Source organism: Halorubrum sp. B52 (genome assembly GCF_059752555.1).
This window is the reverse complement of the sequence record NZ_MWTG01000009.1, coordinates 682,057-706,879: the sequence shown is the minus strand read 5'-3', so window position 1 is coordinate 706,879 and position 24,823 is coordinate 682,057. Positions and strand designations below refer to the sequence as shown.

At 69.3% G+C, this 24,823-nt stretch carries 23 protein-coding genes; 16 read left to right on the top strand and 7 right to left on the bottom strand.

Annotated elements, in window-relative coordinates:
• Nucleotides 1–34: 34 nt before the first annotated feature.
• The 4 genes from B4V04_RS12110 to B4V04_RS12095 all read left to right on the top strand — a co-directional run bounded on the left by B4V04_RS12110 (nt 35) and on the right by B4V04_RS12095 (nt 3,872).
• A complete protein-coding gene (locus tag B4V04_RS12110; protein ID WP_498231956.1) occupies nt 35–619 on the top strand; it encodes a hypothetical protein in 585 nt (194 codons plus the stop codon).
• Nucleotides 620–2,119, top strand: coding sequence for a tripartite tricarboxylate transporter permease (locus B4V04_RS12105; RefSeq protein ID WP_498231955.1), 1,500 nt, complete (start codon nt 620–622; stop codon nt 2,117–2,119). It begins immediately after the preceding gene.
• Between the two features lie 224 nt (nt 2,120–2,343).
• A complete protein-coding gene (locus B4V04_RS12100; protein WP_498231953.1) occupies nt 2,344–3,549 on the top strand; it encodes a thiolase family protein in 1,206 nt (401 codons plus the stop codon).
• On the top strand, nt 3,546–3,872 hold the full coding sequence (locus B4V04_RS12095; protein WP_498231951.1) for a Zn-ribbon domain-containing OB-fold protein: 327 nt from the start codon (nt 3,546–3,548) through the stop codon (nt 3,870–3,872). The genes B4V04_RS12100 and B4V04_RS12095 overlap by 4 nt, the downstream gene beginning before the upstream one ends.
• A 34-nt stretch (nt 3,873–3,906) precedes the next feature.
• Here B4V04_RS12095 and B4V04_RS12090 read toward each other — a convergent pair whose 3' ends face one another.
• Nucleotides 3,907–4,290, bottom strand: a complete 384-nt coding sequence (locus B4V04_RS12090) for a VOC family protein (RefSeq protein WP_498231949.1) — start codon at nt 4,288–4,290, stop codon at nt 3,907–3,909.
• Between the two features lie 136 nt (nt 4,291–4,426).
• Between B4V04_RS12090 and B4V04_RS12085 the strand changes: the two genes are divergently transcribed.
• Nucleotides 4,427–5,410 (top strand): NADPH:quinone reductase, encoded by a 984-nt coding sequence (locus tag B4V04_RS12085; protein WP_498231947.1) that lies wholly within the window; start codon nt 4,427–4,429, stop codon nt 5,408–5,410.
• On the opposite strand, the gene B4V04_RS12080 is transcribed toward B4V04_RS12085, so the two are convergent.
• The 3 genes from B4V04_RS12080 to B4V04_RS12070 all read right to left on the bottom strand — a co-directional run bounded on the left by B4V04_RS12080 (nt 5,411) and on the right by B4V04_RS12070 (nt 8,781).
• Nucleotides 5,411–6,667 (bottom strand): CaiB/BaiF CoA transferase family protein, encoded by a 1,257-nt coding sequence (locus B4V04_RS12080; RefSeq protein WP_498231945.1) that lies wholly within the window; start codon nt 6,665–6,667, stop codon nt 5,411–5,413.
• Between the two features lie 59 nt (nt 6,668–6,726).
• Nucleotides 6,727–7,929, bottom strand: a complete 1,203-nt coding sequence (locus B4V04_RS12075) for an MFS transporter (RefSeq protein WP_498231943.1) — start codon at nt 7,927–7,929, stop codon at nt 6,727–6,729.
• Between the two features lie 90 nt (nt 7,930–8,019).
• Nucleotides 8,020–8,781 carry an IclR family transcriptional regulator gene (locus B4V04_RS12070; protein WP_498231941.1) on the bottom strand — a complete coding sequence of 254 codons (762 nt, stop codon included), beginning with the start codon at nt 8,779–8,781 and terminating at the stop codon, nt 8,020–8,022.
• A gap of 384 nt (nt 8,782–9,165) precedes the next feature.
• Here B4V04_RS12070 and B4V04_RS12065 point away from each other — a divergent pair, with 384 nt between their 5' ends.
• The 3 genes from B4V04_RS12065 to rdfA all read left to right on the top strand — a co-directional run bounded on the left by B4V04_RS12065 (nt 9,166) and on the right by rdfA (nt 13,248).
• A complete protein-coding gene (locus B4V04_RS12065; RefSeq protein WP_498231939.1) occupies nt 9,166–10,515 on the top strand; it encodes a nickel pincer cofactor-dependent isomerase, group 22 in 1,350 nt (449 codons plus the stop codon).
• 42 nt (nt 10,516–10,557) lie between these two features.
• Nucleotides 10,558–12,525 (top strand): archaea-specific SMC-related protein, encoded by a 1,968-nt coding sequence (locus tag B4V04_RS12060; RefSeq protein WP_498231937.1) that lies wholly within the window; start codon nt 10,558–10,560, stop codon nt 12,523–12,525.
• A 99-nt stretch (nt 12,526–12,624) separates the two neighbouring features.
• Nucleotides 12,625–13,248 (top strand): rod-determining factor RdfA, encoded by a 624-nt coding sequence (rdfA, locus tag B4V04_RS12055; RefSeq protein WP_498231935.1) that lies wholly within the window; start codon nt 12,625–12,627, stop codon nt 13,246–13,248.
• Between the two features lie 17 nt (nt 13,249–13,265).
• On the opposite strand, the gene B4V04_RS12050 is transcribed toward rdfA, so the two are convergent.
• Nucleotides 13,266–13,907: a bifunctional 4-hydroxy-2-oxoglutarate aldolase/2-dehydro-3-deoxy-phosphogluconate aldolase gene (locus B4V04_RS12050; protein ID WP_498231933.1), complete on the bottom strand. Its 642-nt coding sequence runs from the start codon at nt 13,905–13,907 to the stop codon at nt 13,266–13,268.
• A 136-nt stretch (nt 13,908–14,043) separates the two neighbouring features.
• Here B4V04_RS12050 and dgoD point away from each other — a divergent pair, with 136 nt between their 5' ends.
• The 6 genes from dgoD (at nt 14,044) to B4V04_RS12020 (ending at nt 20,312) form a co-directional block, all read left to right on the top strand.
• A complete protein-coding gene (gene dgoD, locus B4V04_RS12045; RefSeq protein ID WP_498231931.1) occupies nt 14,044–15,198 on the top strand; it encodes a galactonate dehydratase in 1,155 nt (384 codons plus the stop codon).
• 71 nt (nt 15,199–15,269) lie between these two features.
• Nucleotides 15,270–16,091, top strand: coding sequence for an SDR family NAD(P)-dependent oxidoreductase (locus B4V04_RS12040; protein ID WP_498231929.1), 822 nt, complete (start codon nt 15,270–15,272; stop codon nt 16,089–16,091).
• A gap of 571 nt (nt 16,092–16,662) precedes the next feature.
• Entirely contained in the window at nt 16,663–17,826 is a 1,164-nt protein-coding gene (locus tag B4V04_RS12035; protein ID WP_498231927.1) for a hypothetical protein, read from the top strand.
• A 134-nt stretch (nt 17,827–17,960) separates the two neighbouring features.
• Nucleotides 17,961–19,007: a thiamine pyrophosphate-dependent dehydrogenase E1 component subunit alpha gene (locus tag B4V04_RS12030; RefSeq protein WP_498231925.1), complete on the top strand. Its 1,047-nt coding sequence runs from the start codon at nt 17,961–17,963 to the stop codon at nt 19,005–19,007.
• The gene (locus B4V04_RS12025) at nt 19,000–20,025 is read left to right on the top strand and encodes an alpha-ketoacid dehydrogenase subunit beta (RefSeq protein ID WP_498231923.1); all 1,026 of its coding nucleotides are present in this window, start codon (nt 19,000–19,002) and stop codon (nt 20,023–20,025) included. The genes B4V04_RS12030 and B4V04_RS12025 overlap by 8 nt, the downstream gene beginning before the upstream one ends.
• On the top strand, nt 20,025–20,312 hold the full coding sequence (locus B4V04_RS12020) for a lipoyl domain-containing protein (protein WP_498231921.1): 288 nt from the start codon (nt 20,025–20,027) through the stop codon (nt 20,310–20,312). The genes B4V04_RS12025 and B4V04_RS12020 overlap by 1 nt, the downstream gene beginning before the upstream one ends.
• A gap of 57 nt (nt 20,313–20,369) precedes the next feature.
• On the opposite strand, the gene B4V04_RS12015 is transcribed toward B4V04_RS12020, so the two are convergent.
• The gene (locus B4V04_RS12015; RefSeq protein WP_498231919.1) at nt 20,370–20,744 is read right to left on the bottom strand and encodes a hypothetical protein; all 375 of its coding nucleotides are present in this window, start codon (nt 20,742–20,744) and stop codon (nt 20,370–20,372) included.
• A 136-nt stretch (nt 20,745–20,880) separates the two neighbouring features.
• Complete coding sequence (locus B4V04_RS12010; RefSeq protein WP_498231917.1) at nt 20,881–22,089, bottom strand: threonine synthase; 1,209 nt, start codon at nt 22,087–22,089, stop codon at nt 20,881–20,883.
• 244 nt (nt 22,090–22,333) lie between these two features.
• Between B4V04_RS12010 and B4V04_RS12005 the strand changes: the two genes are divergently transcribed.
• Nucleotides 22,334–22,618: a DUF5789 family protein gene (locus tag B4V04_RS12005; RefSeq protein WP_498231915.1), complete on the top strand. Its 285-nt coding sequence runs from the start codon at nt 22,334–22,336 to the stop codon at nt 22,616–22,618.
• Between the two features lie 449 nt (nt 22,619–23,067).
• Nucleotides 23,068–24,546: a glutamate-cysteine ligase family protein gene (locus B4V04_RS12000; protein ID WP_498231913.1), complete on the top strand. Its 1,479-nt coding sequence runs from the start codon at nt 23,068–23,070 to the stop codon at nt 24,544–24,546.
• Nucleotides 24,547–24,823 lie beyond the last annotated feature (277 nt).

Here is a 24,823-nt window from a genome sequence, read left to right as displayed (position 1 = left end):
ACACGTACTACTCGTAACGCTTCTCGGGCTGTCCGTGGTGTTCTACGTCGACCCGATACTCAAGGATTACCCGGAGAACGCGGCGATCTTCCCGCAGCTGATGGCACAGGTCGTCGGGATCGGATCGTTCCTCCTCCTCATACAGAGCTACCTCCCGGGACCGCTCCGGAAGATCGTCGCCGAGGAAGTGAGTATGACGGAGAGCTTCGAAGAGGACCGCACGGAAGGAGTCGGCGCCGTCGAGGACGCCAAGGAGGACGAGGACTCCAGGGACGTCGAAGACACCGACATCGATGAGAAGTACATCGACACCGACGACGACGACGATGCCGACGACGTCGAAGTGAAGGGTCCCCCGCTGCACCAGAAGTGGGGCTTCGACATCAACAACACGGTGATCATGATCGTCTTCTCGAGCGTCTACTTCGCGCTCGGGTGGGCGGTCGGCTTCCTCTACGTGACGCCGCTGTTCGTCTTCGCGTACATGACGTGGTTCAGAGTGAACGTGATCAAGAGCGCCCTGCTCGCCGGGCTCGCGACGGCCATCGTGTACGGATTCATCGTCTTCCTGCTCATGCCGTTCGACCAGGGAGCGTTGGTCTTCACGGGGGGTCTCTAGATGGCGGTCGCAAGCCTCGTCGAGGGGATACAGATCGCGGTCAGCTGGCCGGTCATCGGCTGGATGGCCGCCGGACTGCTCGCCGGGATCGTTCTGGGTGCGCTGCCGGGGATCGGCTCGCCGGTCGGTATGGCGATCGTCCTCCCGCTCACCGTCCCGCTCGATCCGACCCCGGCGCTCATCCTCCTGATCTCCATCTACAGCGGCGCGATGTTCGGGGGGAGTATCGCCGCGATCCTGTTGAACGCTCCCGGGACGGAGTCGGCGGCCGCGACGACACTCGACGGATACCCGATGGCGAAGAAGGGGCTCGCGAAGAACGCGCTCGCGATCGCGACGACGGCCTCCGCGTTTAACGGATTCGTCGCCGCGATCCTGTTGGTCGCCATCTCACCGGTCCTCATCGAGGTCGTCCTCCTGTTCGGATCGGTGGAGTACTTCCTGCTCGCGATCCTGGGGATCTCGCTCATCACGATCGTCGCGGACGGGTCGATCGTGAAGGGGCTCGTGGCGGGCGCGTTCGGCTTCATGATCTCGACGATGGGCGTCGCCATCATGGCGCCGACGCCGCGCTACGCGTTCGGACAGCTCGCGCTGTACGACGGGCTCAACTTCGTCGCCGCCCTGATCGGGATGTTCGCGTTCGCGGAGATGATGAAACTCGCCGTGCAGACGTCTATCGCGGAGGACGCGGTCGGCATCACGGGCAGCATCACCGACGGGATCAAGACGGTGTTCAACTACCCGAAAGCGCTGTTCAAAGCGGGCGTGATCGGCATGCTGATCGGCGCCGTCCCCGGCTCCGGTGCGACGACGTCGACGTTCGTCGCGTACGCCGAGGAGGCTCGCTCCTCGGCCGCCGACGGGATCTTCGGCGACGGTGACCCGCGCGGGATCATCGCCCCGGAGGGGGCGAACAACCCGACCGTCAGCGGGTCGCTGGTCCCGACGCTGTCCTTCGGGATCCCGGGGAGCGGTTCGACTGCGGTGTTCCTCGGCGGTATCCTGATGCACGGGCTCCAGCCCGGCCCGGGGCTGTTCGGCGATCAGCTCCACATCACGTACGCGCTGTTCGTCTCGGTGTTCCTCGGTAACTTCATCATCCTGGCCGTCGGCTACTCGGTCATCCCGTACGCGAGCGCGATCACCAAGATCGACACGGACGTCATCATTCCGATGGTGATCGTCCTCTCGTTCATCGGCGCGTTCAGCCTCAGGCGGAACTGGTTCGACGCCTTCGGCGTGCTGGCGCTCGGCATCCTGGGCTACTACATGGTGAAGTACAAGTATTCGGTGATAGCGTTCGTCCTCGGGATCGTTCTGGGGCCGATAGCCGAGGAGAACTTCTTCCGGGCGCTTCAGCTATCGGGCGGCGGGTACGGCATCTTCGTGTCGCCGAGCCGACCGCTCACGCTGAGCATCTCCATCCTGATCATCGTGGTGCTGGTCGGGCCGTTCGTCGGGCCGTACATCAAGGAGGCGGTGAGTAACCGCGGGTAGCTCGCCGCCGGTCGTCCCGGCACGGCGGATCGCTTCGGCACTCGGTCGGCGTCGACGGACGCCCGACGCACTGCTCGCGGCTCGTTTTTTATGATCTCGATCGGACCACCGACGAGCGCGCGCTCCGCCGTCGACGGAGCCGTCCGCGGCGGCCGCGAGGCGCGTGCAACGAGTGGCGCGAACCGTACCTATAAATCGGTCTAGCGTCTGGGTTCGAACGTACGATGACCGCCCAGAAGCGAGAAGCGCGGGCAGTAGACGCATCACCGGTCCGCGGCGACTCACCGGCGATAACGGGCGCCGGCATGACGGCGTTCGCGACCGCCGACGATCGGTCGCTCCTCGAGCTCCTCCTCGTCGCGACGGAGCGCGCGCTCGACGACGCCGGCCGCGACCCCGCCGGCGTGGACTCGGTCCACGTCGGAAACATGGCCGCCGAGGCGTTCAACGCTCGGTCCGGACTGGCGAACGCGCTCGTCGGCGGCCTCGGGATGACCGGCGTCACGGCCCGGCGGATCGAGAACACCAGCGCGAGCGGCGCCAGCGCGTTTCAGAGCGCGGTCGCGGCGGTCGCGAGCGGTCGGAGCGAGCGAGCGCTGGCCGTCGGCGGCGAGAAGATGTCCGCCGCGGACACGGCGACGGCCACGGAGATCATCAGCCGGATCACCCACGACCGCGAGTACGAACAAGGAGTCACGCTGCCGTCCTTCGGCGGGCTGGCGGCGGCCGCCTACCTGCGCGGCTCCGACGCGGACCGGCGCGACCTGGCGCGGGTCGCCGTGAAGAACCACGCCAACGCGAATTCGAACGAGTACGCCCAGTTCCGCAAGCGGATCGACGTCGACGACGTGTTGGAGTCGCCGGCGGTCGCCGAGCCGCTGCGCCTCTACGACTGCTGTCCGACCAGCGACGGGGCCGCGGCGGTCGTGATCGAGTCCGGTCCGGCGGCGAGCGACGGCGCGGTCAGGGTCGCCGCCTGCGAGAGCGCCACCGGGACGCACGCGGTCGCCGACCGGACGGATCCGCTCGAGATCGAGAGCGTGCGGACGGCCGGCGAGCGCGCGTACGACGCGGCCGGCTTCGGGGCTGACGCTGTCGACATCGCGTGTATCCACGACGCGTTCACGATCCTCGAGTGGCTGGAGATGGAGGAGCTGGGGCTCGCCCCGGCGGGGCGCGCGTGGGAGCTCACCCGCGACGGGGAGACGGCCCTCGACGGAGAGCTCCCCGTCAACCCCGGCGGCGGGCTGAAGGCCCGCGGGCACCCGCTCGGCGCGACGGGGATCTCGCAGGTGATCGAGCTCGTGTGGCAGCTCCGCGGCGACCTGCCCGACGAGCGGGCGGTCGACGGCGCCTCGCGCGGGCTCGCCGTCAACGTCGCCGGGTTCGGAAACAACGCCGTCTGCACGCTGTTGGAGGGCGACGCGTGACCGACCTGCTCGAGTGTCGCGACTGCGGACACCGGACCTACTACGAGAAACACCGCTGCCCGGAGTGCGGCGGGGCGGAGTTCGACGCCGTTCCGGCCGGGGACGGCGAGCTGCTCTCCGTGACCACCGTGCACGTCACGCCGGAGGGGGTCCGCGAGCCGAACGCGCTCGGCCTCGCCGCGTTCCCGGGCGGCGCGAACGTCGTCGCCCAGCTCGACGAGGAGCTCTCGATCGGGGACGAGGTGCGGCTGGTCGGCGACCGAGAGCTCCGGGTCACCGAGGACGGGCCGCTGTGGGGCGTCCGCATCGCCGCCGCGGAGTGAGTCGCCGCGAGACTCGCCCGGCCTGAGCGGTCGGCTACGCGTCGTACCGCGCCAGCTCGACCAGGTTGCCGTCGGGGTCGCGGACGTACACCGACTCCGTTCGCCCCCGCGCGCCGACCTTCTCGACGGGGCCGTGGACGATCTCGACCCCGCGGTCGCGGAGGTCCCGACGGAGCGCCTCGAGGGAGTCGTCGACGACGAGACAGAGGTCCCCGCTGCCCGGCGTCGGCCGGTCGGCGTGGGGCGAGTAGACGTCGTCGGCCGGGTGGAAGTTGATCTTCTGATCGCCGAACGAGACGGCCCGCCGGCCGCCGTCGAACGTCTCTGCCGTGCCGCCGAGGATACCCGCGTAGAAGTCGACGGCGCGGTCGACGTCGGCGACGGTCAACACCGCGTGATCGAGCCCGGTGACGTGCATGCGCTCCCTCGGAGCGGCGAGCACATAAGCGCTCGGCGGGGGCGGAAGACCCGGCGCAGGTGCGTCGTGCCACACACCGTCGCCCTCCCGCCGACCCCGGGCACAACACTATACGTCCGTTCGTCGTACGACCCGTATGCGTGCCGTCAGATTCCACGAACACGGAGACGAGAGCGTACTGACCCTGGAGACCGTCGACCGCCCCGAGCCGGGTCCGGGGGAGGCCCTCGTGCGGATCGAGGCGGCGAGCGTGAACCCGATCGACACGTACGTTCGAGCGGGGAACGTGAGCCCGCCGTCCGGGCTCCCGCACGTCGGGGGCTCCGACCTCGCCGGCGTCGTCGAGGCGGTCGGCGAGGGCGTGACCGCGGTCGAGCCGGGCGACCGCGTGTTCGCGACCGGGCTCGGCCTGTTCTCGCCCGGGACGTACGCGGAGTACACCGCGGCGCCGGTCGAACAGCTCGCGCCGCTCCCGGAGCCGGTTTCGTTCCGGGAGGGGGCGGCGGCCGCGATGGCGTTCGCGACCGCGTGGCGCGCGCTCGTGACCCGCGGCGACCTCCGGTTGGGCGACGTCGCGCTGGTCCACGGCGCGTCCGGCGGCGTCGGCCACGCGGCGGTGCAGGTCGCCGCGGCGGCGGGCGCGACCGTCGTCGGCACCGCCCGCGACGGCGAGCCAGCGGCGTTCGCGCGGGAGCTCGGAGCCGACGCGGTCGTCGACTACCGGAGCGAGACCCTCGCCGACGATATCGCGGCGGCGGCGGACGGCCGCGAGGTCGACGTGGTGTTCGAGCCGCAGGCGGACGCGCACCTCGCGGCGAACCTGGCCTGCCTGACGCGCGGCGGCCGGATCGTCGTCATCGGGGAGAACGGACCGATCGCCGTCGACGGCGGCACGTCGATGGCGGCGAAGCAGGCGGACGCCGACCTCCGGTTCATGTCGATCGTGGCCTCGGCGGGCGATCAGGCGGCGATCCTCGAACGCGTCGGCGAGGGGCTCGCCGACGGGACGTTCACCGCGGCGATCGACTCGGGCTTCGGGCTCGACGCGGTCCCGGAGGCGCTGGCCCGGCTACGGGCCTCGGGGACGCTCGGGAAGGTCGTCCTCGATACGGGCCGCTGATCAGGGCTCCGGGATCGCGCCGGCCTCGATCAGCTCGTCGATGCGGGCGTCGTCGTAGCCGGCCGCTTTCAGCACGCGCACGGTGTCTTCGCCGAGCAGCGGCGGCGCCTTCTCGAACCCTGAGTCGGCCCGGTCGTAGTTGAGCGGGTGTTCGATGACCGGGATCTCCCCCGCGGCGGGGTGGTCGATCGAGCCGACGACGCCGCGGGCGCGCACCTGTTCGTTGTCCAGCGCCTCGTCGACGTCGAACACCGGGCCCACGGGGAGCCCGCGCTCGTCGGCCAGCAGGTCGACCCACTCGTCGGTCGTCTTGGTCCGCAGGACCTCCGAGAGCTCCGCCTCGAGCGCGTCCATGTTGTTCACCCGCGCCGAGTTCGTGACGAAGCGCTCGTCCGACGAGAGGTCCTCGCGGCCGATCGCCTCACAGAACTCCTCCCAGAGCTTCTGGTTCCCGCAGGCGACGTTGAGGTGGCCGTCGGCCGTCGGGTACATCTGGTACGGGGCGAGCACCGGGTCCTTCGTCCCCATCCGCGACGTCTCCTCGCCGACGAAGCTCTTGCCCGCCTGCTTCGTGAGCCACGGGAGCGCGGCGTCGAGCATCCCGAGCTCGACGCGCTCGCCCTCGCCGGTCCGCTCGCGGTTGTACAGCGAGGTGACGATCCCGAACGCCGACCACATCGCGGTGATGAGGTCCGTCTGCGGGAGGCCCACCTTCGCCGGCGGGGCGTCCGGGTAGCCCGTGACGCTCATCGTGCCGCTCATCCCCTGCACGAGCAGGTCGTACCCCGGCCGGTCGCTCCACGGGCCCGTCTCGCCGAACGCCGAGATCGAACAGTAGACCAGGTCGTCGTTGTGCTCCTGGAGCGTCTCGTAGTCGACGCCGAGCCGCTCCGCGGTGCCCGGCCGGAAGTTCTCGACGACGACGTCCGCCTCGGACACGACGTCGTACAGCGCCGTTAACCCCTCTTCCGTCTTCAGGTTCAGTTCGATGCTCTGCTTACCGTAGTTCACCGTCCAGAAGTACGGCGACTCCCCCTCGTCGGACGCCGGCTTCCCGGGGCCCTCGTACCCCTCCACGTCGACGAACGGCGGGCCGGAGTACCGGCTGTCGTCGCCGACGCCGGGCCGCTCGACCTTGATCACTTCCGCTCCCTGGTTCGCTAACATCATCGTGGCGAAGCCGCCGGTGACGAACGTCGTCAGGTCGACCACGACGATCTCCTCTAAGAGTCGCTGTCGCTTCTCGTCTGGGCTCATACCTACCACTCCGACGACGACGGCATAAAGGTTGGGAGACTGCGGGCGATGAGGAACGGCTACAGTCGAATCAACAGCAACACCGCGGCGCCGCCGAGTCCGGCGATCCCGGCGAGCGCGAAGAACAGCACGGCGCTCGTCGCGTGCGTGAGCACGAACCCCGCGAGCGACGCGCCGAGGGCGCCGACGCCGAACATCGCGAGGTACGTGAAGCCGTACGAGAGCCCCTGCACCGCTTCGCCGGCGTTCTCGGCGACGACGACCTGGTATATCGGGGCCGTTCCGTACACGAAGAAGCCGAGCAGGAGACAGGCGCCGACGAGCGCGACGGTGCCGAGTTCCCGGACGAACGGGAACGCCGCCGCGAGGACGGCCAGCACGGCGAAGAAGCCGAAGAAGGCGGTGGTGCTGGAGACGCGGTCGGTCAGCCGTCCGCCCACGTACTGGCCGCCGATGCCGACGGTCAGGAGGGCGGTGTACACGTACTGGGCCGGCTGGACGGTCTGATCGAGCAGCTCGAAGGACTGGAGCGCCGGGGACTCGGCGAGGACGTCGGGAAGGAACGTCAACAGGCCGCGGTAGTACGTTCCGTACAACAGCACCGCGACGAGCGCGACCGCGAACGCCGTCGCGAACAGGGCGCGGGAGTCCCGGGCGGTCTTCCGGAGCTCGTCGGCGATCGACCCCGTCTCGCCCGCGTCCTCGGCCTCGCCGAGCTCGAACTCGATCCGCGTCCCGGCCAGCCCGACGAGCAGGGCCACGGCCGACAGCGTGCCGGCCGCGAGCCGCCAGTCGGCGACCATGAGCAGCAGCGCCGTGAGGAGCGGGCCGAACGCCGTCCCGACGTTGCCGCCGACGCCGTGGTACGCGAACACCGTGCCGCGCGCGTCCGCGGTGCGGCTGATGAGCGAGAGCCCCGCGGGGTGGTAGACGCTCGCGAAACAGCCCCACAGGAGCACGGCGGCGCCGAGCGAGACCACGCCGCGCGAGAGCGCCACGATCCCGAACCCGATCCCCATCCCCGCGATGGAGGCCAAGATCAGCCGCCGCGAGCTGAACCGGTCCGAGAGGACGCCGCTCACCGGCGCGCCGAGGCCGATGAACGCGTAGCCGGCGCCGATGACGGTGCCGATGACGGCCGCCGAGACGTCGAATTCGGCCATCCAGAGTCCGACAAAGAGCGGTATCGAGAGTTCGTAGGTGTGAAACATCCCGTGGGCGAGAGAGGTAAATCGCACGAGTGCCCGGTCGTTCGCGTTCATCAGTTCGACGAGCGCCGAGAAGCGTAATAAAGTCTCGGACGAGGGCGATCCGCCGCCGAGGGGCTCGCCGGCGGTCCTCCCGCGGCGGCCTCACACCGAGTGTTCGATGTGGAGCTCCAGCTCGTTGACCGCGCCGAGGATCCGTTCGGGGAGCGCCTCGGTGAAGCGGTCGCCGGTGATCCGGTTGGCGGGCCCGGAGACGCTCAGCGCGCCGACCACCTCGCCGCCGGCGACCACGGCCGCGCCGATCGCGTGGACGCCCGCCGTCGTCTCCTGTCGGTTGAACGCGTAACCGCGCTCTCGGATCCCGTCCAGCTCCGCGAACAGGTCCTCGCGGGTCGTGATGGCGTCGTGGCCGGCGTCGAGTCCGTGCGCGTCGACTATCTCCTCGACTCGGTCCCGGTCGTACGCCGCGAGGACCGCCTTCCCCGCCGCGCTCGTGTGGATCGCCCCGCGCTTTCCGACGTGGGCGCCGGTCTGAACGGCGCTCTGTCCGACTTCGGTGTAGAGGTACACCCGCTCGCCGTTCTCCTCGACGATGAACTGCGCGCGTTCGCCCGTCTCGTCGGCGAGGGCGTCGACCTTCTCCTTGATCATGGGGTAGGCCGTCACCCGGCGCTGGATCTGTCCGCCGACCGTGAGGAACTGGAGGCCGAGCGCGTACACGTCCCCGTCGCGGACGACGTACCCGTGTTTCTTCAGCGTCGCGAGGTGGCGGTGGACCGTGCTCGGGGCTAATCCGAGATGCTCGGATAACTCGGCGATCGTCATTCCGTCGGTTCCGCGCAGCGCGTCGATCACCTGTAACGACGTTTCAGTCGTTTTCGCGACCGATTTGAGCCCTTTTGTCATGAATAACAGTTCGCCCCGAACTACTTAACTTCCCGTGTACTCGGATAATAAAGAAAATTTAGCCGCATGAGGCCGCCTGTCTCTCCGAGAACCGTCGTCGATTTGAGCCACCATATAAGCACGTAGGGCGGCTTTTCGAGGGCCAAAGAGTCGTTATCGGAAACGAAGGTGAGAAAGGTCCGCCGTCGACGAGAATAGCGGATCCGGCGTATTCGGATCCGAACCCGCTCTCGTCGGATTTCATTACAGGCGTACGTTTGTAACGGGGTGTCGGGTCGGTGGCACGCGTTCGACGTCCCGGCGGTACCGCTCGCGGGGGGCCGATTCCGAGGCGGAGCGCGTCGCGGCCCCCACGTTTATGTCGGTCGAGCGGGAGTCGACCACATGGACTCACTCGACGATCTCGTCGTGCCCGAGGCGACCGTGCTCGACGCGTGCGGCGACCGGCCGCTCCCGGAACTGGGGCTCATCGAGCGCGCCTGGGAGACCGATCCGATCCCGAGCGGCCGCGTCGAGGCCGCGGCCGCCGAGGCGGTGGCGTCGCTGGAGTTCGACGGGGTGCCCGAGGGCGGCGAAGTCGCCGTCGGCGCCGGCAGCCGCGGGATCGCGAACCTCCCGTCGATCGTGAGCGGCGTCGTCGGCGCGGTCCGGGACGCCGGCTACGACCCCTTCGTGTTCCCGGCGATGGGGAGCCACGGCGGGGCGACCGCGGAGGGGCAGCGGGAGATGCTCGAATCACTCGGCGTGACCCCGGAGGCGATCGGCTGCGAGATCCGGTCGAGCATGGAGGTCGTGCGGGTCGGCGAGACCCCCGATCGAGGCGTTCCCGTGTACGCGGACGCCAACGCCGCCGCCGCCGACGCGATCGTTCCGGTCAACCGGGTGAAACCCCACACCGACTACGACGGCCCCGTCGAGAGCGGGCTCTCGAAGATGCTCGTCATCGGCATGGGGAAACAGCGGGGGGCGAAGACCGCCCACGAGTGGGCGGTCGACTGGAGCTTCCGGAACATGATCCCGGAGATCGCGGAGAAGCTGCTGGCCGAGCTGCCGGTCGCGGGCGGCGTCGCGATCGTCGAGGACCAGTTCGACGACACCGCCGTGATCGAGGGCGTCCCCCCGTCCGGCTTCCTCGACCGCGAGGCGGAGCTGCTGGAGGACGCGTACGACCGCCTGCCGACGGTCCCCTTCGACGACGTCGACGTGTTGGTCCTCGATCGGCAGGGGAAAGACGTCAGCGGGCAGGGGATGGACACGAACGTGATCGGCCGGCGCCCGTTCGCGATCAACGAGCCGGAGCCGGAGCTGCCGGACGTCAAGCGGATCTTCGTGCGGGGGCTGACGGAGACGACCCACGGCAACGCCATGGGGATGGGCTCCGCGGACTTCGTCCATCGCGATCTCGCCGCCGAACTGGACAGCTCGACCACGCTCATCAACGCGATCACCGCGAGCACGACGCGCGGGGTTCGGCTCCCGCCCGTCGTCGAGACGGACCGCGCGGGGCTGGTCGCGTCGCTGTCGACCGTCGGCGTCGTCGATCCGGACACGGTCCGCGTACTCCGTGCGACGGACACGATGCGGCTCGACCGGCTGTACGCCTCTCCCGCGCTCGTCGACGAGGCCCGCGAACGCGACGACCTGCGGGTCGTCGCGGAGCCGAGCCCGATCGAGTTCGACGACGGCCGGTTCGTCGCGCCGACCCCGCACGAAACCGGAGAGCGCGACGGCTGAGAGATAGATTTAAGGATATGAGAGAGTTCAACTAGACAATTGATGGATCAGACCTCTCAATCGGCCGTGCGCGTCGACGTCCGAAACGTGGGCGGCATCGACGAGGCGTCCGTGACCCTCCCCGAGGGTGTCTCGGTGTTGGCCGGGCGAAACGCGACGAACCGGACCTCGTTCCTGCAAGCGCTGATGGCCGGGCTCGGGAGCCGTCGGAGCTCGCTGAAGGGCGACGCCGACGAGGGCGAAGTGACCCTCGAACTGGGCGACGAAACGTACACGCGGACGCTGACGCGACGCGGCGACTCGGTCGCGTTCGGCGGCGACCCGTACCTCGACGACCCGGAGCTCGCGGACCTGTTCGCGTTCCTGCTGGAGAACAACGAGGCGCGCCGGGCCGTCGCGCGCGGGGACGACCTCCAGGAGATCATCATGCGCCCGATCGACACCGACTCGATCGACGCCGAGATCCGGGAGTGCAAGCGCGAGCGGTCCGAACTGGAAGACGAGATCGACCGACTCGACGGGCTCGAACAGGACCTCCCTGAGCTCGAGGCCGAGCTCCGGGAGAAGCGGTCGGAGCTCGAGGAGGCCGAGGAGGAGCTCGAAGCGGTCCGGCAGGAGCTGGACGAGCTCGACGCCGGCGTCGAGGAGAGCCGCACCCGCAAGCGGGAGCTCGAGGAGGCGTTCCAGCGCGTTCGCGACGCCCGCTCGGAGCTCGACGACCTCGAGTTCGACCTCGAGACCGAACGGTCGACGCTGACGGAGCTGGAGGCGGAGCGCGACGAGCTTCGGGAGACGGTCGAGTCGGCACAGGAGCCCGACGAGAGCCCCGACCAGCTCGCCGGGCGCATCGACGAGCTGCGCCGTCGCCAGCGCGCGCTCGACGACGCGATCAACGAACTCGGTAGCGTCATCAACTTCAACGAGGACATGCTCGAGGGCTCGGCTCCCGCCATCGACGTCGAGGGGAGCGGCGACAAGGCGGTCGCCGCCGCCAGCGCGTCCCGGGGCGGCGACAGCCCGACCGACGCGCTGACCGGCGAGGACCGGACGACGTGTTGGACCTGCGGCTCCGTGGTCGAGACCGAACAGATCGAGGCGACGCTCGACCGCCTCCGAGACCTCCGGTCGGAGCGGCTCGACGAGCGAGGCGATCTCCGCGAGGAGATCCAGGAGCTTACCGACCGGCAGTCCGAACTGCGCGAGGCGCAGCGCGAGGTCGAGCGCGCCGAGGAGCGGCTCGACTCGGTCGGGTCGGAGATCGAGGCGACCGAGTCCCGGATCGCGGATCTCGAGGATCGGATCGAGGCGAAGCGGTCGGAGATCGAGGAGCTGGAGGCGGAGGCCGAGTCGATCGACGTGGACGGTCACGACGAGGCGCTGGAGCGCCACCGCGAGGCCAACGAGATCGAGCTCCGGATCGGGCGGCTCGAAGACGAGATCGAAGAGATCGAAGCGGAGATCGACGAGCGGGAGGAGGCGATCGAGCGCCGCGAGGAGCTCGAGGCCGAGCGGGAGGCGATCGCGGACCGGCTGACGGAGTTGCGAACGCGGGTCGACCGGCTCGAGGAGAGCGCCGTCGAGGAGTTCAACGAGCACATGGCGACGGTCCTCGACATCCTCGGGTACGAGAACCTCGACCGGATCTGGATCGAGCGCCGCGAGACCGACGTGCGCGAGGGGCGGCGGAAGGTCACGCAGACGCGGTTCGACCTCCACATCGTCCGCTCGTCGCCCGACGGCGCCGCTTACGAGGACACCGTCGACCACCTCTCGGAGAGCGAGCGCGAGGTGACCGGGCTCGTGTTCGCGCTGGCGGGGTACCTGGTTCACGACGTCCACGAGACGGTGCCGTTCATCATCCTCGACTCGCTGGAGGCGATCGACTCCGACCGCATCGCGCGCGTGGTCGACTACTTCCGCGACCACGCAGACTACCTCGTGGCCGCCCTGCTCCCGGAGGACGCCGCCGCGCTCCCCGACGAGTACGCGTACGTCGAGCGGATCGACTGAGTCCGGACCGGCGCCGCTCGGTTCGGAACCGCCGCCCGTCGGGTCGGAACCGCGTCGTCGCACCGATACCCTTGTAACGCTACCCCTCGAACGACCGATATGACCGGCGAGGACGGACCGAACACGAAGGTCGGGCGAGTGATCGAGGCGTACGATCTCGACGAGATGGGATCGACGCTCGAGGCCGAGTGGACGGGCGAGACGGGCGAGCGCACGAGCCTGCGGGACCTCGCCGACGAGTTCAACGAGGCGGTGGTGGCGGCGGCGGTCCGCGAGACCGCCAACTCCTCGCTCGACGTCGAGGTCTCGAGCACGTACGAGGCGCTGCGGAACGGGACCGGCCCGGAGGCGACGCGGGCGCGACGGCGGCTCGAACGCGAGGGCGTGGACGCCGACGAACTGACTGCCGACTTCGTCACGCACCAGGCGATCCACACGTACCTCACCGAGGACCGCGGGGCGAGCCTCCCCAGCGACGAGGAGGGGCGCGTCGACCGGAAGATCCAGACGATCGAGAAGCTGCAGGGGCGGCTCTCGGCCGTCAGCGAGTCGGCGATCTCGTCGCTCGCGAACGCCGGCGAGCTCGATCGAGACGACTACGACGTCCTCGTCGACGTGCGGGCCGTCTGTCCGCACTGCGGGGCGGACGCACCGGTCAGCGAGCTCATCCGGCGCGGCGGCTGCGGCTGTACGGCCGGGAACGCCGCGGCGGACGGGGACTGACTCGGTCAGCTGGCGGCCTACCGCTTCCTGGCCGCCGCGACCGCGTCGACCGTCCGGCGCGCGTTCTCGGTGATCGTCGCGTACGCCTCGTTCGCGACGGCCTCCCCGTCGACGATCGCGCTGCCGACTCCGACGGCGACGGCGCCGGCCTCGACGTAGTCGCCGGCGTTCTCGGGGCCGACCCCGCCGGTCGGCACCAGGGGGATCTGCGGGAGCGGGCCGCCGAGGGCCGCGACGTGTTCGGGCCCGCCGGTCGCGGCCGGGAACACCTTCACGAAGTCGGCGCCGGCCTCGTACGCTTCGACGGCCTCCGTCGGCGTGAACGCGCCGGACGCGACCGGCGTCCCGTACCGGTTGGCGGTCTCGACCACGCCGGCGTCGACCGTCGGCGTGACGAGGAACTCGGCGCCCGCGAGCTGGACCGCCCGGGCGGTCTCCGCGTCGAGGACGGTTCCGGCGCCGACGAGGACGTCGTCGTACCGGTCGGCGAGCGCGCCGATCGTCTCCGCGACGTCCGGTGTGTCCGCGGTCACCTCGAGCGCCGTGACGCCGCCGTCGACGACCGCGTCCGCCACGTCGACCGCCGCCGCCGGGTCCACGCCGCGGAGGATCGCGACCACGCCGCTCTCGCGGATCCGGTCGGCTCGTCGTGAGTGCATACTCGCATCCGCGACGGCGGCGTTATTAAATGGGACGGCTCGCGGCGGGGGTCCGTCCCGGGGACCACCGATCCACCCGAAACGCTCACCGGCACACCCGAAACGACTAACAGCGCCGGTGGGGTACTCCCACGCCATGAGCGAGATCGTCGACTACGAGCTGTTCGAGGTGCCGCCGCGGTGGCTCTTCCTGCGCGTCGAGACGGCCGACGGGACGGTCGGGTGGGGAGAGCCGGTCGTCGAGGGGCGGTCGAAGACGGTGAAGACCGCGGTCGAGGAGCTGTTCGAGGGGTACCTGCTCGGGGAGGAGGCCGGCCGGATAGAGGACCACTGGCAGGCGATGTACCGCGGCGGCTTCTACCGCGGCGGGCCGGTGCTGATGAGCGCCATCGCCGGCGTCGATCAGGCGCTCTGGGACGTCAAGGGCAAGGAGCTTGGCGTTCCCGTCCACGACCTGCTCGGCGGCGCGGCGCGCGACCGCATCCGGGTGTACCAGTGGATCGGCGGCGACCGACCGTCCGACGTAGCCGAACAGGCCCGCGAACAGGTCGAGGCCGGGTTCACGGCGCTGAAGATGAACGCGACCGAGGAGCTGGAGCGGGTCGCCGACCCGGCCGCGATCGACGCCGCCGCCGCGCGGCTGCGGGAGGTCCGGGAGGCCGTCGGCGACGAGGTGGGCGTCGGCGTCGACTTCCACGGGCGGGTGTCCAAGCCGATGGCGAAGCGGCTCGTCGAGGCGCTGGAGCCGTACGACCCGATGTTCGTCGAGGAGCCGGTCCTGTCGGGCCACAACGACGCCCTTCCGCAGATCGCCGCGCACACGACGACCCCCATCGCGACGGGCGAGCGCATGTACTCGCGGTGGGACTTCAAGGAGGTCTTCGAGAGCGGCGCCGTCGACGTGATCCAGCCGGACCTCTCGCACGCGGGGGGGATCACCGAGGTGCGGAAGATCGCCGCGATGGCCGAGGCGTACGACGTGGCGATGGCCCCCCACTGCCCGCTCGGCCCGATCGCGCTCGCGTCCTGCCTGCAGGTGGACGCCTGCTCGCCGAACGCCTTCATCCAGGAGCAGAGCCTCGACATCCACTACAACGAGACGAGCGACGTGCTCGACTACCTCGCGGACCCGTCCGTCTTCGACTACGAGGACGGATACGTGCAGATCCCAGACGACCCCGGCCTCGGGATCGAGATCGACGAGGACCACGTCCGCGAGCAGGCCGAGAGAGACGTGGACTGGCACAACCCCGTGTGGCGCCACGACGACGGGAGCGTCGCCGAGTGGTGAGGGGTGAGAGCCGGGAGCAACAGGGGTAGTGGGGATCCACGGGCGGTGATTATTTCACCGGCGGCGTCGCCATGGCACGTATGTCACCGAGCGACCCGACCGAGAACGCCGTCGCGGACAGACACGCGGACACCGTCGCCCTCGTCACCGGCTCCACCCGGGGGATCGGCGAGGGCGTCGCCCGGCGCTTCGCCGCCGAGGGCGCCTCGGTCGTCGTGACCGGGCGCTCCGCCGACAGCGGCGAGGCCGTCGTCGACGGGATCGAGGCGGCGGGTGGCGAGGCGACGTTCGTCCGGGCCGACATGCGCGAGCCCGCCGAGATCGAGGCCCTCGTCGACCACGCCGCCGCGGAGTACGGGCGGATCGACGTGCTGGTGAACAACGCGGGCGTCCAGACGGAGACGACCGCCAGCGAGGCGACGCTGGACGACTGGGAGTTCGTCGTCGAGACCGACTTCCGTTCGTTCTGGCTGTGCGCGAAGCACGCGGCCGACCACATGCCCGCGGGCGGAACGATACTCAACACCTCCTCGAACCACGCGTTCCTCACGATGCCCGGCCTCTTCCCGTACAACGCGGTCAAGGCCGGGATCAACGGGATGACCCGCGCGCTGGCGCTGGAGCTCGGCCCGGACGACATCACGGTGAACACGATCAATCCCGGCTGGATCGAGATCGACCGGACCCGGGAGGAACTGGGCGGTGACTACGGGTACACGGAGGACATTCATCCGGTCGGTCGCCTCGGGAAACCCGCCGACGTGGCCGGGCTCGCGGCGTTCCTCGCGAGCGACGACGCGAGCTTCGTCACCGGCGAGAGCGTCCTCGTCGACGGCGGCCGGTCGCAGGTGATGGAAGACGACCGCTATCTCGACTACCGTCGAAACCGGTGATCGCACGACGAGCGTTTCGGTGACGGTGCGGTCCGTCGACGGTGGAGGTCGCGTCGGAACCGGTGGACAAAGATACACAAGTTTTATACTATTCTGTTAAACTAACAGATATACTATTTATTCACGAGATCGGATCGTTCGGAGTTGGTCGATTCCGCAACGCTCACGCTGTTTGCGGTTCTTCGGCGAACATCACCGTTGAAACCGGCACTAACGCCGTTTTCTCGACGAACGGATATCCATCGATCAGCTGGTTCGCGGTGGGGTCGACAGTTATCGCTCGTTCTCCGGCTCTCGGTACTCTCAGCCGACAAAAACGCCGATACCGTCATCCGCCGGGATCGAGAGCGACTATCCGGGAATGCATAAATATAATAAATATAGTATGTGTTTTTGTTTGGTAGTTAGACGTATCGTCGAGCGTCGTCGCCCGGTCCGATCCGGTCCGTTCGACTGACCTACCGTATAGACACGTCAATCCGCGGCGGCGTCGACACCGCGTCGGCGAGTCCGATGGCCGCGGCGGGGAGGCGAGAGAACCGTTTATTGTCCGCGGGTCAGACGGCACCGTATGGACGAGGCGGCGGTGTTCGACCGCGTGGTGACCGCGCTCGACGAGCGGAACTACGAGCCGCTGGTGCACGTGCCGGAGGCCCACAGCGAGACGTACGCGAACGTGCTCGACCGGTGTCGCCGCCACGAGATCTCGATTCGGGGGCGGTACCCGGACGTGCTCGGCTTCACCGACGCGGACCGCGTGTTCGCGATCGAGGTGAAGGGGTCGACGAACCTCCTCCGCGGCATCGGACAGGCGATGACGTACCAGCAGGGCGCGCACGTCTCGTACCTCGCGGGCGACGGCGAGGCCGTCTCGCCCCACGCGAACCTGCTCCGGTCGAAGGGGGTCGGCGTCATCGGCGTCGACGGCGACGGGGCGACCTCGTGGAGCGACCCGCCGAGCGCGGAGTCGACCGAGGAGGTCGCCGACGTCGAGGGGCAGCTGTCCGTCCGGCTCCGCGGGAATGCGTTCGGCGGCGACGTCACGACGCTGAGCCTCGCGCAGCCGCTGAACTACCTCGCGCCGGTCGTCGCCCTCGACCGGTACGGGCCGCTCGCGCGCGACGAGCTCGTCGACGTCATCGCCGACGAGTACGGGTTCGGCGCCGGCGACGAGACCGTCGCGAGCGCGCGGACGCTCGGCCTCCTCGGTCTCGGCTCGCCGCACGAGCTGACCTCCCAGGGCGAGCTGGCCGCGACGGTGCTCCGCGGGTACGGGATCGAGGACCTCGACGACCTCCGCCTGACGAAGCGGGACGTTACCGGGAAGACGGTCGCCGAGGTCCACCCGCCGCTCGCGGTGCTCCTCCGGAACTCGTTTGCCAGACACCCGGAGTTCGGCCTGCTGCTCGACGCGCTCCGCAAGGAGGGGCCGCGCGTGCAGTTCCTCGACCTCGTCGAGCGGCTGGTCCGCGAGTACCCGAACGTGTTCCTGAGCGCGTTCTGCACGACGCGGGGCGCCGCTCGCGCCCGAGAGCTGATCGAGCGGGGGAAGACCGCGCGCCTCTATCGCGACCCGTCGGTCTGGCGGGACGTGATCCGCAACAACGTCCTCTTCAACTTCGTCCAGCAGCTGAAACACGTCGGCGTACTCGCACCGGAGACGCGGAGCCACAGCGGTGCGATCGCCGAGTACGACCCCGACGAGAAGCCGTGGATCGTCGCCGATCTCGGGTAGGCGCCAGAGACTCCGATCGGGAACGGCGGCAACGCGACCGGAAGGTGACCCGCCGGTGGCGAGTGTGCTCCGGACATGTCGTTCGAATGCCACCAGAAGTATCTAATATTATTAACCGTGTACATTACTGTGGCATGGTATCAGTAGGCAAGATGCGCGAGCTGTACGCCGACATGGTAACGGCGCGGTACTACGAGGAACGCCTCCAGGAGGAGTATCTGGAGGGAAAGCAGCCGGCGTTCGACATCTCCGCGGGACCGATTCCCGGGGAGCTCCACCTCGCGGCGGGTCAGGAGGCGGCCGCCGCGGGCGTCTGTCACCACCTCCGACCGGACGACACCGTAACGGCGCCGCATCGGCCCCATCACGTCGCCATCGCGAAGGGCGTCGACCTGAAGCGGATGACCGCCGAGATCTTCGGGCGGAAGACCGGCCTCGGGAAGGGCAAAGGCGGGCACATGCACCTGTTCGACCCCGACGTGAACTTCGCGTGTAGCGGGATCATCGCCGAGGGATGCCCGCCGGCGGCCGGGGCGGCGTTAGCGGCGAAAAAGCGGAACGAGGACGCCGTCGCGGTCGCGTTCCTCGGCGAGGGGGCGATCGACCAGGGGGCGTTCCTCGAGTCGCTGAATTTCGCGAGCGTCCACGACCTGCCGGTCGTGTTCGTCGTCGAGGACAACGACTGGGCGATCAGCATGCCCAAGGAGCGCGTCACCGACGTGGAGGACGGGTCCGATCGGGCGGCCGGGTTCGACATGCCCGGCGTTCGCGTCGACCGTGACGACGCCCTCGCCGTCTACGAGGCGGCCGGCGAGGCGGTCGGGCGCGCGCGGGACCGGAACGGGCCGACGCTCCTGGAGGTGCAGGTCCACCGCCGGATGGGCCACTTCATGGGCGATCCGCAGGCGTATCGGTCCGACGAGGACGAGGAGGCCGCGCTCGCCCGCGACTCGATCGACAGGCTCGAATCGGAGCTTCGGGACCACGGCGTCGACGACGACGGACTCGCGGGGATCCGGGAGGACGCGGAAGCGCGGGTCGAGGAGGCGATCGCGTGGGCGAAAGAGCAGCCGAAGCCCGCCCCCGAGGACGCCCACGACGACGTGTTCGTGAACCCGCCCTCGGGCGTGACGACGGACGAACCGGAGTTCGAGCTCGCGGAGGTGAACGGCGATGAGTGAGACGGAGGGCGTCGTCGACCGCGAGCTGACGATGAGCCGGGCGATGGTCGAGTCGATCGCTCACGAGATGCGCGAGAACGAGGAGGTGTTCTACATGGGCGAGGACGTCGCCGACTACGGCGGGATCTTCGACAGCACCCAGGGGCTGCTCGACGAGTTCGGTCGCGACCGGATCATGGACGTGCCGATAAGCGAGACCGCGTACCTCGGGGCGGCGGTCGGCGCCGCGCAGGAGGGGATGCGCCCGATCGCGGAGCTGATGTTCGCGGACTTCTTCGGCGTCGCGATGGACCAGATCTACAACCAGCTCGCGAAGAACACCTACATGAGCGGCGGCAACGTGAACGTGCCGCTCGTCCTCACGGCCGCCGTCGGCGGGACGTACAACGACGCCGCCCAGCACTCGCAGACCCTCTACGGGACGTTCGCGCACGTTCCCGGCCTGAAGCTCGTCGTGCCGTCGACCGCCTACGACGCGAAGGGCCTGATGCACAACGCGATCCGCGACGACGACCCGGTGATGTACCTGTTCCACAAGCGGCTGATGGGGATCGGCTGGATGCCCGCGCCCGACGGTCCGAAGACGCCGGTCCCGGAGACGGATTACACCATCCCGTTCGGGTCGGCGGACGTCAAGCGCGAGGGCGCCGACGTCACCGTGGTCACGCTCGGGCTCCACGTGCACCGCGCGCTCGACGCGGCGGAGTCGCTCGCGGCGGAGGGGATCGACGCGGAGGTCGTCGACCTCCGGAGCCTGGTCCCGCTCGACACCGAGACGGTCCTCGAGTCGGTCCGGAAGACCGGGCGGCTCGTCGTCGTCGACGAGGACTACCGGTCGTTCGGCGTCACTGGAGAGGTCGTCGCGCGCGTCGCCGACCGCGACCTCGACGCGCTCGACGCCGTCGAGCGGGTGGCCGTGCCGGACGTGCCGATCCCGTACGCCCGGCCGATGGAGAACGAGGTGATCCCGGACGCCGACGACATCGAAGCGCGCGTCCGATCGGTCGCGTCCGAGTGATGAGCAACCGACGGATTGCGGCCGACGGCGGCTCCGGGATGCGGGTCGCGGTCCGCGCGACCGGCGACTGGGAGGCCGACGTCGACGAGACCGAGGGGATCGTCGTCGACTGGTTCGCCCGGGAGGGCCGGTCGGTCGACGCGGGCGACACGCTGTGTGAGATACAGGTCGAGAAGGTGAGCGTCGACGTTCCCGCGCCCGCGGCGGGGACGCTCGACGAGATCGTCGTGGGCGAGGACGACGAGTTCGAGATCGGCGACACCCTCGGGTGGATCCGAACCGAGTGACGGCTCTCCCCCTCCGCCGCTCACCCGATTACCGAGGTTCCGACGCGGAAGAACCGATTACCGAGGTTTCGACGCGGAAGAATACAGATACCGGCCGAACAACAGCGGAGAGACGAGCAGCGCGAGCGGGACGGCGATCCAGACCTGCCCCGCGAGCACGTCGTACTGGCCGAGCGTGACCGAGACGGGCGTGCCCTCGGCCCACCCGACGACGAACTCGAACCCGACGGTGAGTACCGTCCAGAGAACCCCGACGCCGACGAGCTCGATCCGTCCGTATTCGATCGGGGTCCGCGAGAAGTAGGCGAACGAGACGAGGAGTATCGCGGCGACGAGGAGCGCGGTGCTCGCCACGTGCCCGGGGTAGTCGCCGACGCGGGGAACGAGGACGAGTTCTCGAAAGACGCCGTTGATCACTGCGAGGACCGCCATCACCGCCCAGACCCCAAGCGGGTACAGTAACGCGTGCGGCCGAACCGATCCCGATTCCGACCCGAGAGGGACTCTCATCCGTTACCGTCGGGAGTGCCGCGAGAAAAACAGCGCGGGGGATTCTCCGCCGACGGGATCAGCGATCGCCGAGGACCGAGGCGAGCCGTTCCGGGAGTGCCGCGCGGCTCGTCCGCTCGGTCGCCACCGACGCGTCGCCGGTCCCGAGCTCTTTGAACCCCGTCCCGGTCGGGACGAGGACGACGTCGTCGTCGCCGGCGATCTCGCCGCGCTCGGACAGCCGGATCGCGCCCGCGAGCGACGCCGCCGACGCCGGCTCGACGCAGAATCCGCCGTCGACCGCGAACCGCCGCTGTGCGGCCCGAATCTCGTCGTCCGTGACCGAGACGACGGCGCCGCCGGTGTCGCGGACCGCCGCGAGCGCGCGACCCCCGCTCGGCGGGTCCGGGTTCCCGATCGAGTGCGCGATCGTCTCGCCGGTCTCCGCCGGGTCGAGGGGCGTCGGATCGGTCGCGCCCGACTCGAACGCCCGCGTTATCGGGTCGGCCGCGGCGGTCTGGACGGGGTAGAGCCGCGGGGGCTTGTCGAGGAGTCCGGCGGCGTCGAGGTCGCGGATCCCGCGCCAGAGCCCCGAGGCGAACCCCCCGGAGCTCGTCGGCACCACGATCGCGTCGGGCGCGTCGGGCGCGAACGCCTCGCAGATCTCGAACAGCGCGGTCTCGTACCCGCTGATCCGGGCCGGGGCGTCGCTGACGAGGAACCGGGCCGGGAGCTCGTCCGACAGGTCGAGCGCGTCGCCGTACAGCGCCCCGTAGTCGCCGTCGACCCGGACGATCGTCGGCTCGTACTGGCCGATGAGCTCCAGTCGGACCGGCGAGATGTCGTCGGGAACGAGGACGACGCACTCCCGGTCGAGGCTCGCGGCGTGGGCGGCGGTGCTCATCGCCATGTTGCCGTACGAGACGGTGCCGACGGCGCCGTCCTCCGCGGCGATCGCGTGCGGGACGGCCACGGCGCTGCCCCGGTCCTTGTACGCGCCTGTCGGGTGTTCGCCCTCGTCTTTGACGTACACCCGACAGCCCGCGGCGGCGTCGAGCCCCTCGCTCCTGACCAGCGGGGTGCCGCCCGCGGCCCGAGCGACGCCGTCGGGCCGGTCGATCGGCAAGAGCGGCTCGTAGCGCCACGCGCCGTCGTACTCCCGGCAGTCCGCCCAGTCGAACGCCGCCGCGTCGGTCTCGAACCAGAGCGGCTCTCCGCAGCCGCACCGGACGCGGAGCGCGTCAGGGAACCGTTCGCCACACCGGTAACACCGCAACGCGGGAGACATGCGACGTCCTGTGACGCGCGGTCACGTATACCCTCCGGCCGCGCGGAGGCGTGCGCGCCTCTCGCCGCTCCACCGGACCGTCGACGGGTCGCTTCCACCGGACTGCCGTCGGATCGCTTCCACCGGACTGCCGTCGGATCGCTTCCACCGGGCCGCCGACGGGTCCGTGATTCCTCCCGCCGACCGCGAGCGTCCCGAGCGCGTCCGGCACCAGCCTTTTCAGTATTCGTAACGAAAAATAAATATGGATATTGAGACGGCGATGACCGACGTCTGCGACCGCCAGTACCCCGTCGCGTACGACACCGTCGTCGAGGAGTGCGACGAGGGCGTCGTCGAGTTCGCGAACGGAGAGACGATGCCGCTCGCGGAGATCCTCGAGGTGGTCGACGACGAGCCCGACGTCTTCCGGTCCGAGGCCGAACTGGAGAAGTTCGTCACCTCGCTGCTCCCTGAGGACGCGGTCGGGCGGAAGGGGTACGACGACCGCGGGAGCGCCGCCACCGAGTCGGACGAGACGTCGTTTTGAACCCCGGGCCGGTCGGTAGTTGGTAACGGCTACTCACTGGCAAAACCGGCTCCAGCCAGTCGCTTTCGCGCATCGCCGACCGTTCGAGCATGTCCGATCGGACGTGGGAGCGACGGGCGGGGAACGCGCGGGCGACGGGCTACCGATGGGCACCCAAACCGACGATCGCGCCACAGCCGGCGCATTCGGAGACGACCAGCGGATCCGACGAGGAATGCTTCACGACGACGTCGTTGGCTCCGGTCGGGCCACCGCACCGCGCACAGACGACCGGACGAGTGTCTCTCATTTGGTGTTCAGTACTCCGCAGTGAGGTACGTCACCGACTTACATAACCGCATGGTATTCCTTACTGTCAGGTGTGGTGGTCGTCGCGCCCGTGAGGTGAATCCGGGCCCACATTGACTATTGGTACCAAGTATCATATTGTTGGGTGCCGAACACGAGGTATGGACTGCGCTGCGATCGTTCGACAGAGTCGGAGCGCGGCGACGCGGCGGACGTTCCGGCGGCGAGTCAAACGACAGGCGGCGGCGCTCCGAGAGCGTCTCAGAGCCGGTGAGTTCGACGGCGGATTTCGACTCGGGCTCGAGCTCGAAGGCTACACCGTCGACGGCGACGGACGGCTCGCGGCCGCCCCCGAAACGGCGATGCCGCCGGTCTGTGAACGCGAGCTGGGGCGGCACAACGCCGAGTTGAACACGCCGGCGGCGACGTTCGATCCCGAGGGAGTCACGCGGCAGGCGAACAGTCTCACCGAGCGCGTAACCGCTGTCCGAGAGGCGTTCGCGGCTCGCGACCGGCGGTTCGTCACCGACGGGATCTGGACTGTCGGCCCGCCGGAGGGACCGTTGACGTACCTCTCCGCCACCGAAACGAAGGGAGGGTTCGAAGTGTCAGCGAACCTCTCACCGGAAGACCGGTACTACGCGCTGGAGGCGGATATCACCACCCAGGATTCGGTCGAGCTGGCGCTCCCCGGCTGCCACCGGACGTTCCGAACGATCCTCGTCGAATCGTTAGCCGCCTCGCTACAGATCCACCTCCAGTCGCCGGTCGACGAGTTCGCACCGTACTTCAACGCGGCACTGCGAACCGTCGGTCCGGTGGTGGCGCTGGCGGCAAACGCCCCGTTTCTCCCGCCCGAGCTGTACACTAACGCCGACAGGGAGACGGTGTTGTCCGCCGGGGTCGAACTCCGACTCCCCGTGTTCGAGTCGATGAACGTCCGCGACCGGGGCAAGGTTCGGTTCCCCCGCGATATCGACTCCCCGGCGGACGCAGTCGATCGCATCGTCGACGACCGACTGTGTGCACCGTACCTCCGCGAGTGGCGTACGGAAGAGCCCCGCACGGGGTTCGAAGCCGACTACTGGGAGCTGCTCCACAAGCAGAGTACCTGCTGGCGATGGGTCCGCCCCGTGTTCGGCCCCGACGGGCCCCGGATCGAGTACCGACCGCTCGCCGCCCAACCGAGCGTGGCCGACGTCGTCGGGTTCCTGGCGCTCGTTGCGGGCCTGCTCCACGGCGTCGTCATCACCGATCACCCCCTGCTCGATCTGCCGTGGCGGGCCGCCCGAGAGTCGCTTTACGCGGCGAGCCGGGAGGGGTTCGACGCACCCCTCGCGTGGGTGACCCGCGACGGCGACCGAACCGACGATCCGAGCGTTCTCTATCCGGATCTGTTCGCCCTGGCTCGCACCGGACTCCGCGACCGGGGACTGGCGGACGCCCGCATCGACGAGCTCCTCGACCCCGTCGAGCGCCGCTGGACGACCCGCACGACGCCGGCGACGTGGAAGCGAGACCGGGTGAGAGCGCGGCTCGACGACGGCGAGGACCTCGACACCGCCATCACCGGGATGCAACGGGAGTACATCCGGCGGGCCGGGAGCGGAGAGCCGTTCGTACGATGGTCGAGTCGGTGACTCGCGACGGAGGTCGTCGGCGCGTCGGTGGTGGTTCCCCGCTGCCGACGGGTCCGCGACAGCAGGTCAATCGGCGTATCGCGAGATCCGCCGGCGTCCTGTGGTCAGGGTCGCGTTTCACTCGACCGTCTCCGTGCGTCGACCGTTCGAACGGTTCTGACAGAACGTTTATTAGTAAGCGATCGGAAGCGAACGGCGGTGTCCCGTGAGAGTGCACTCGAAGAGGAGGACTTCGACGGAGAGACGATGACGGGTAGTCCTGTCACCGTGGGGATGG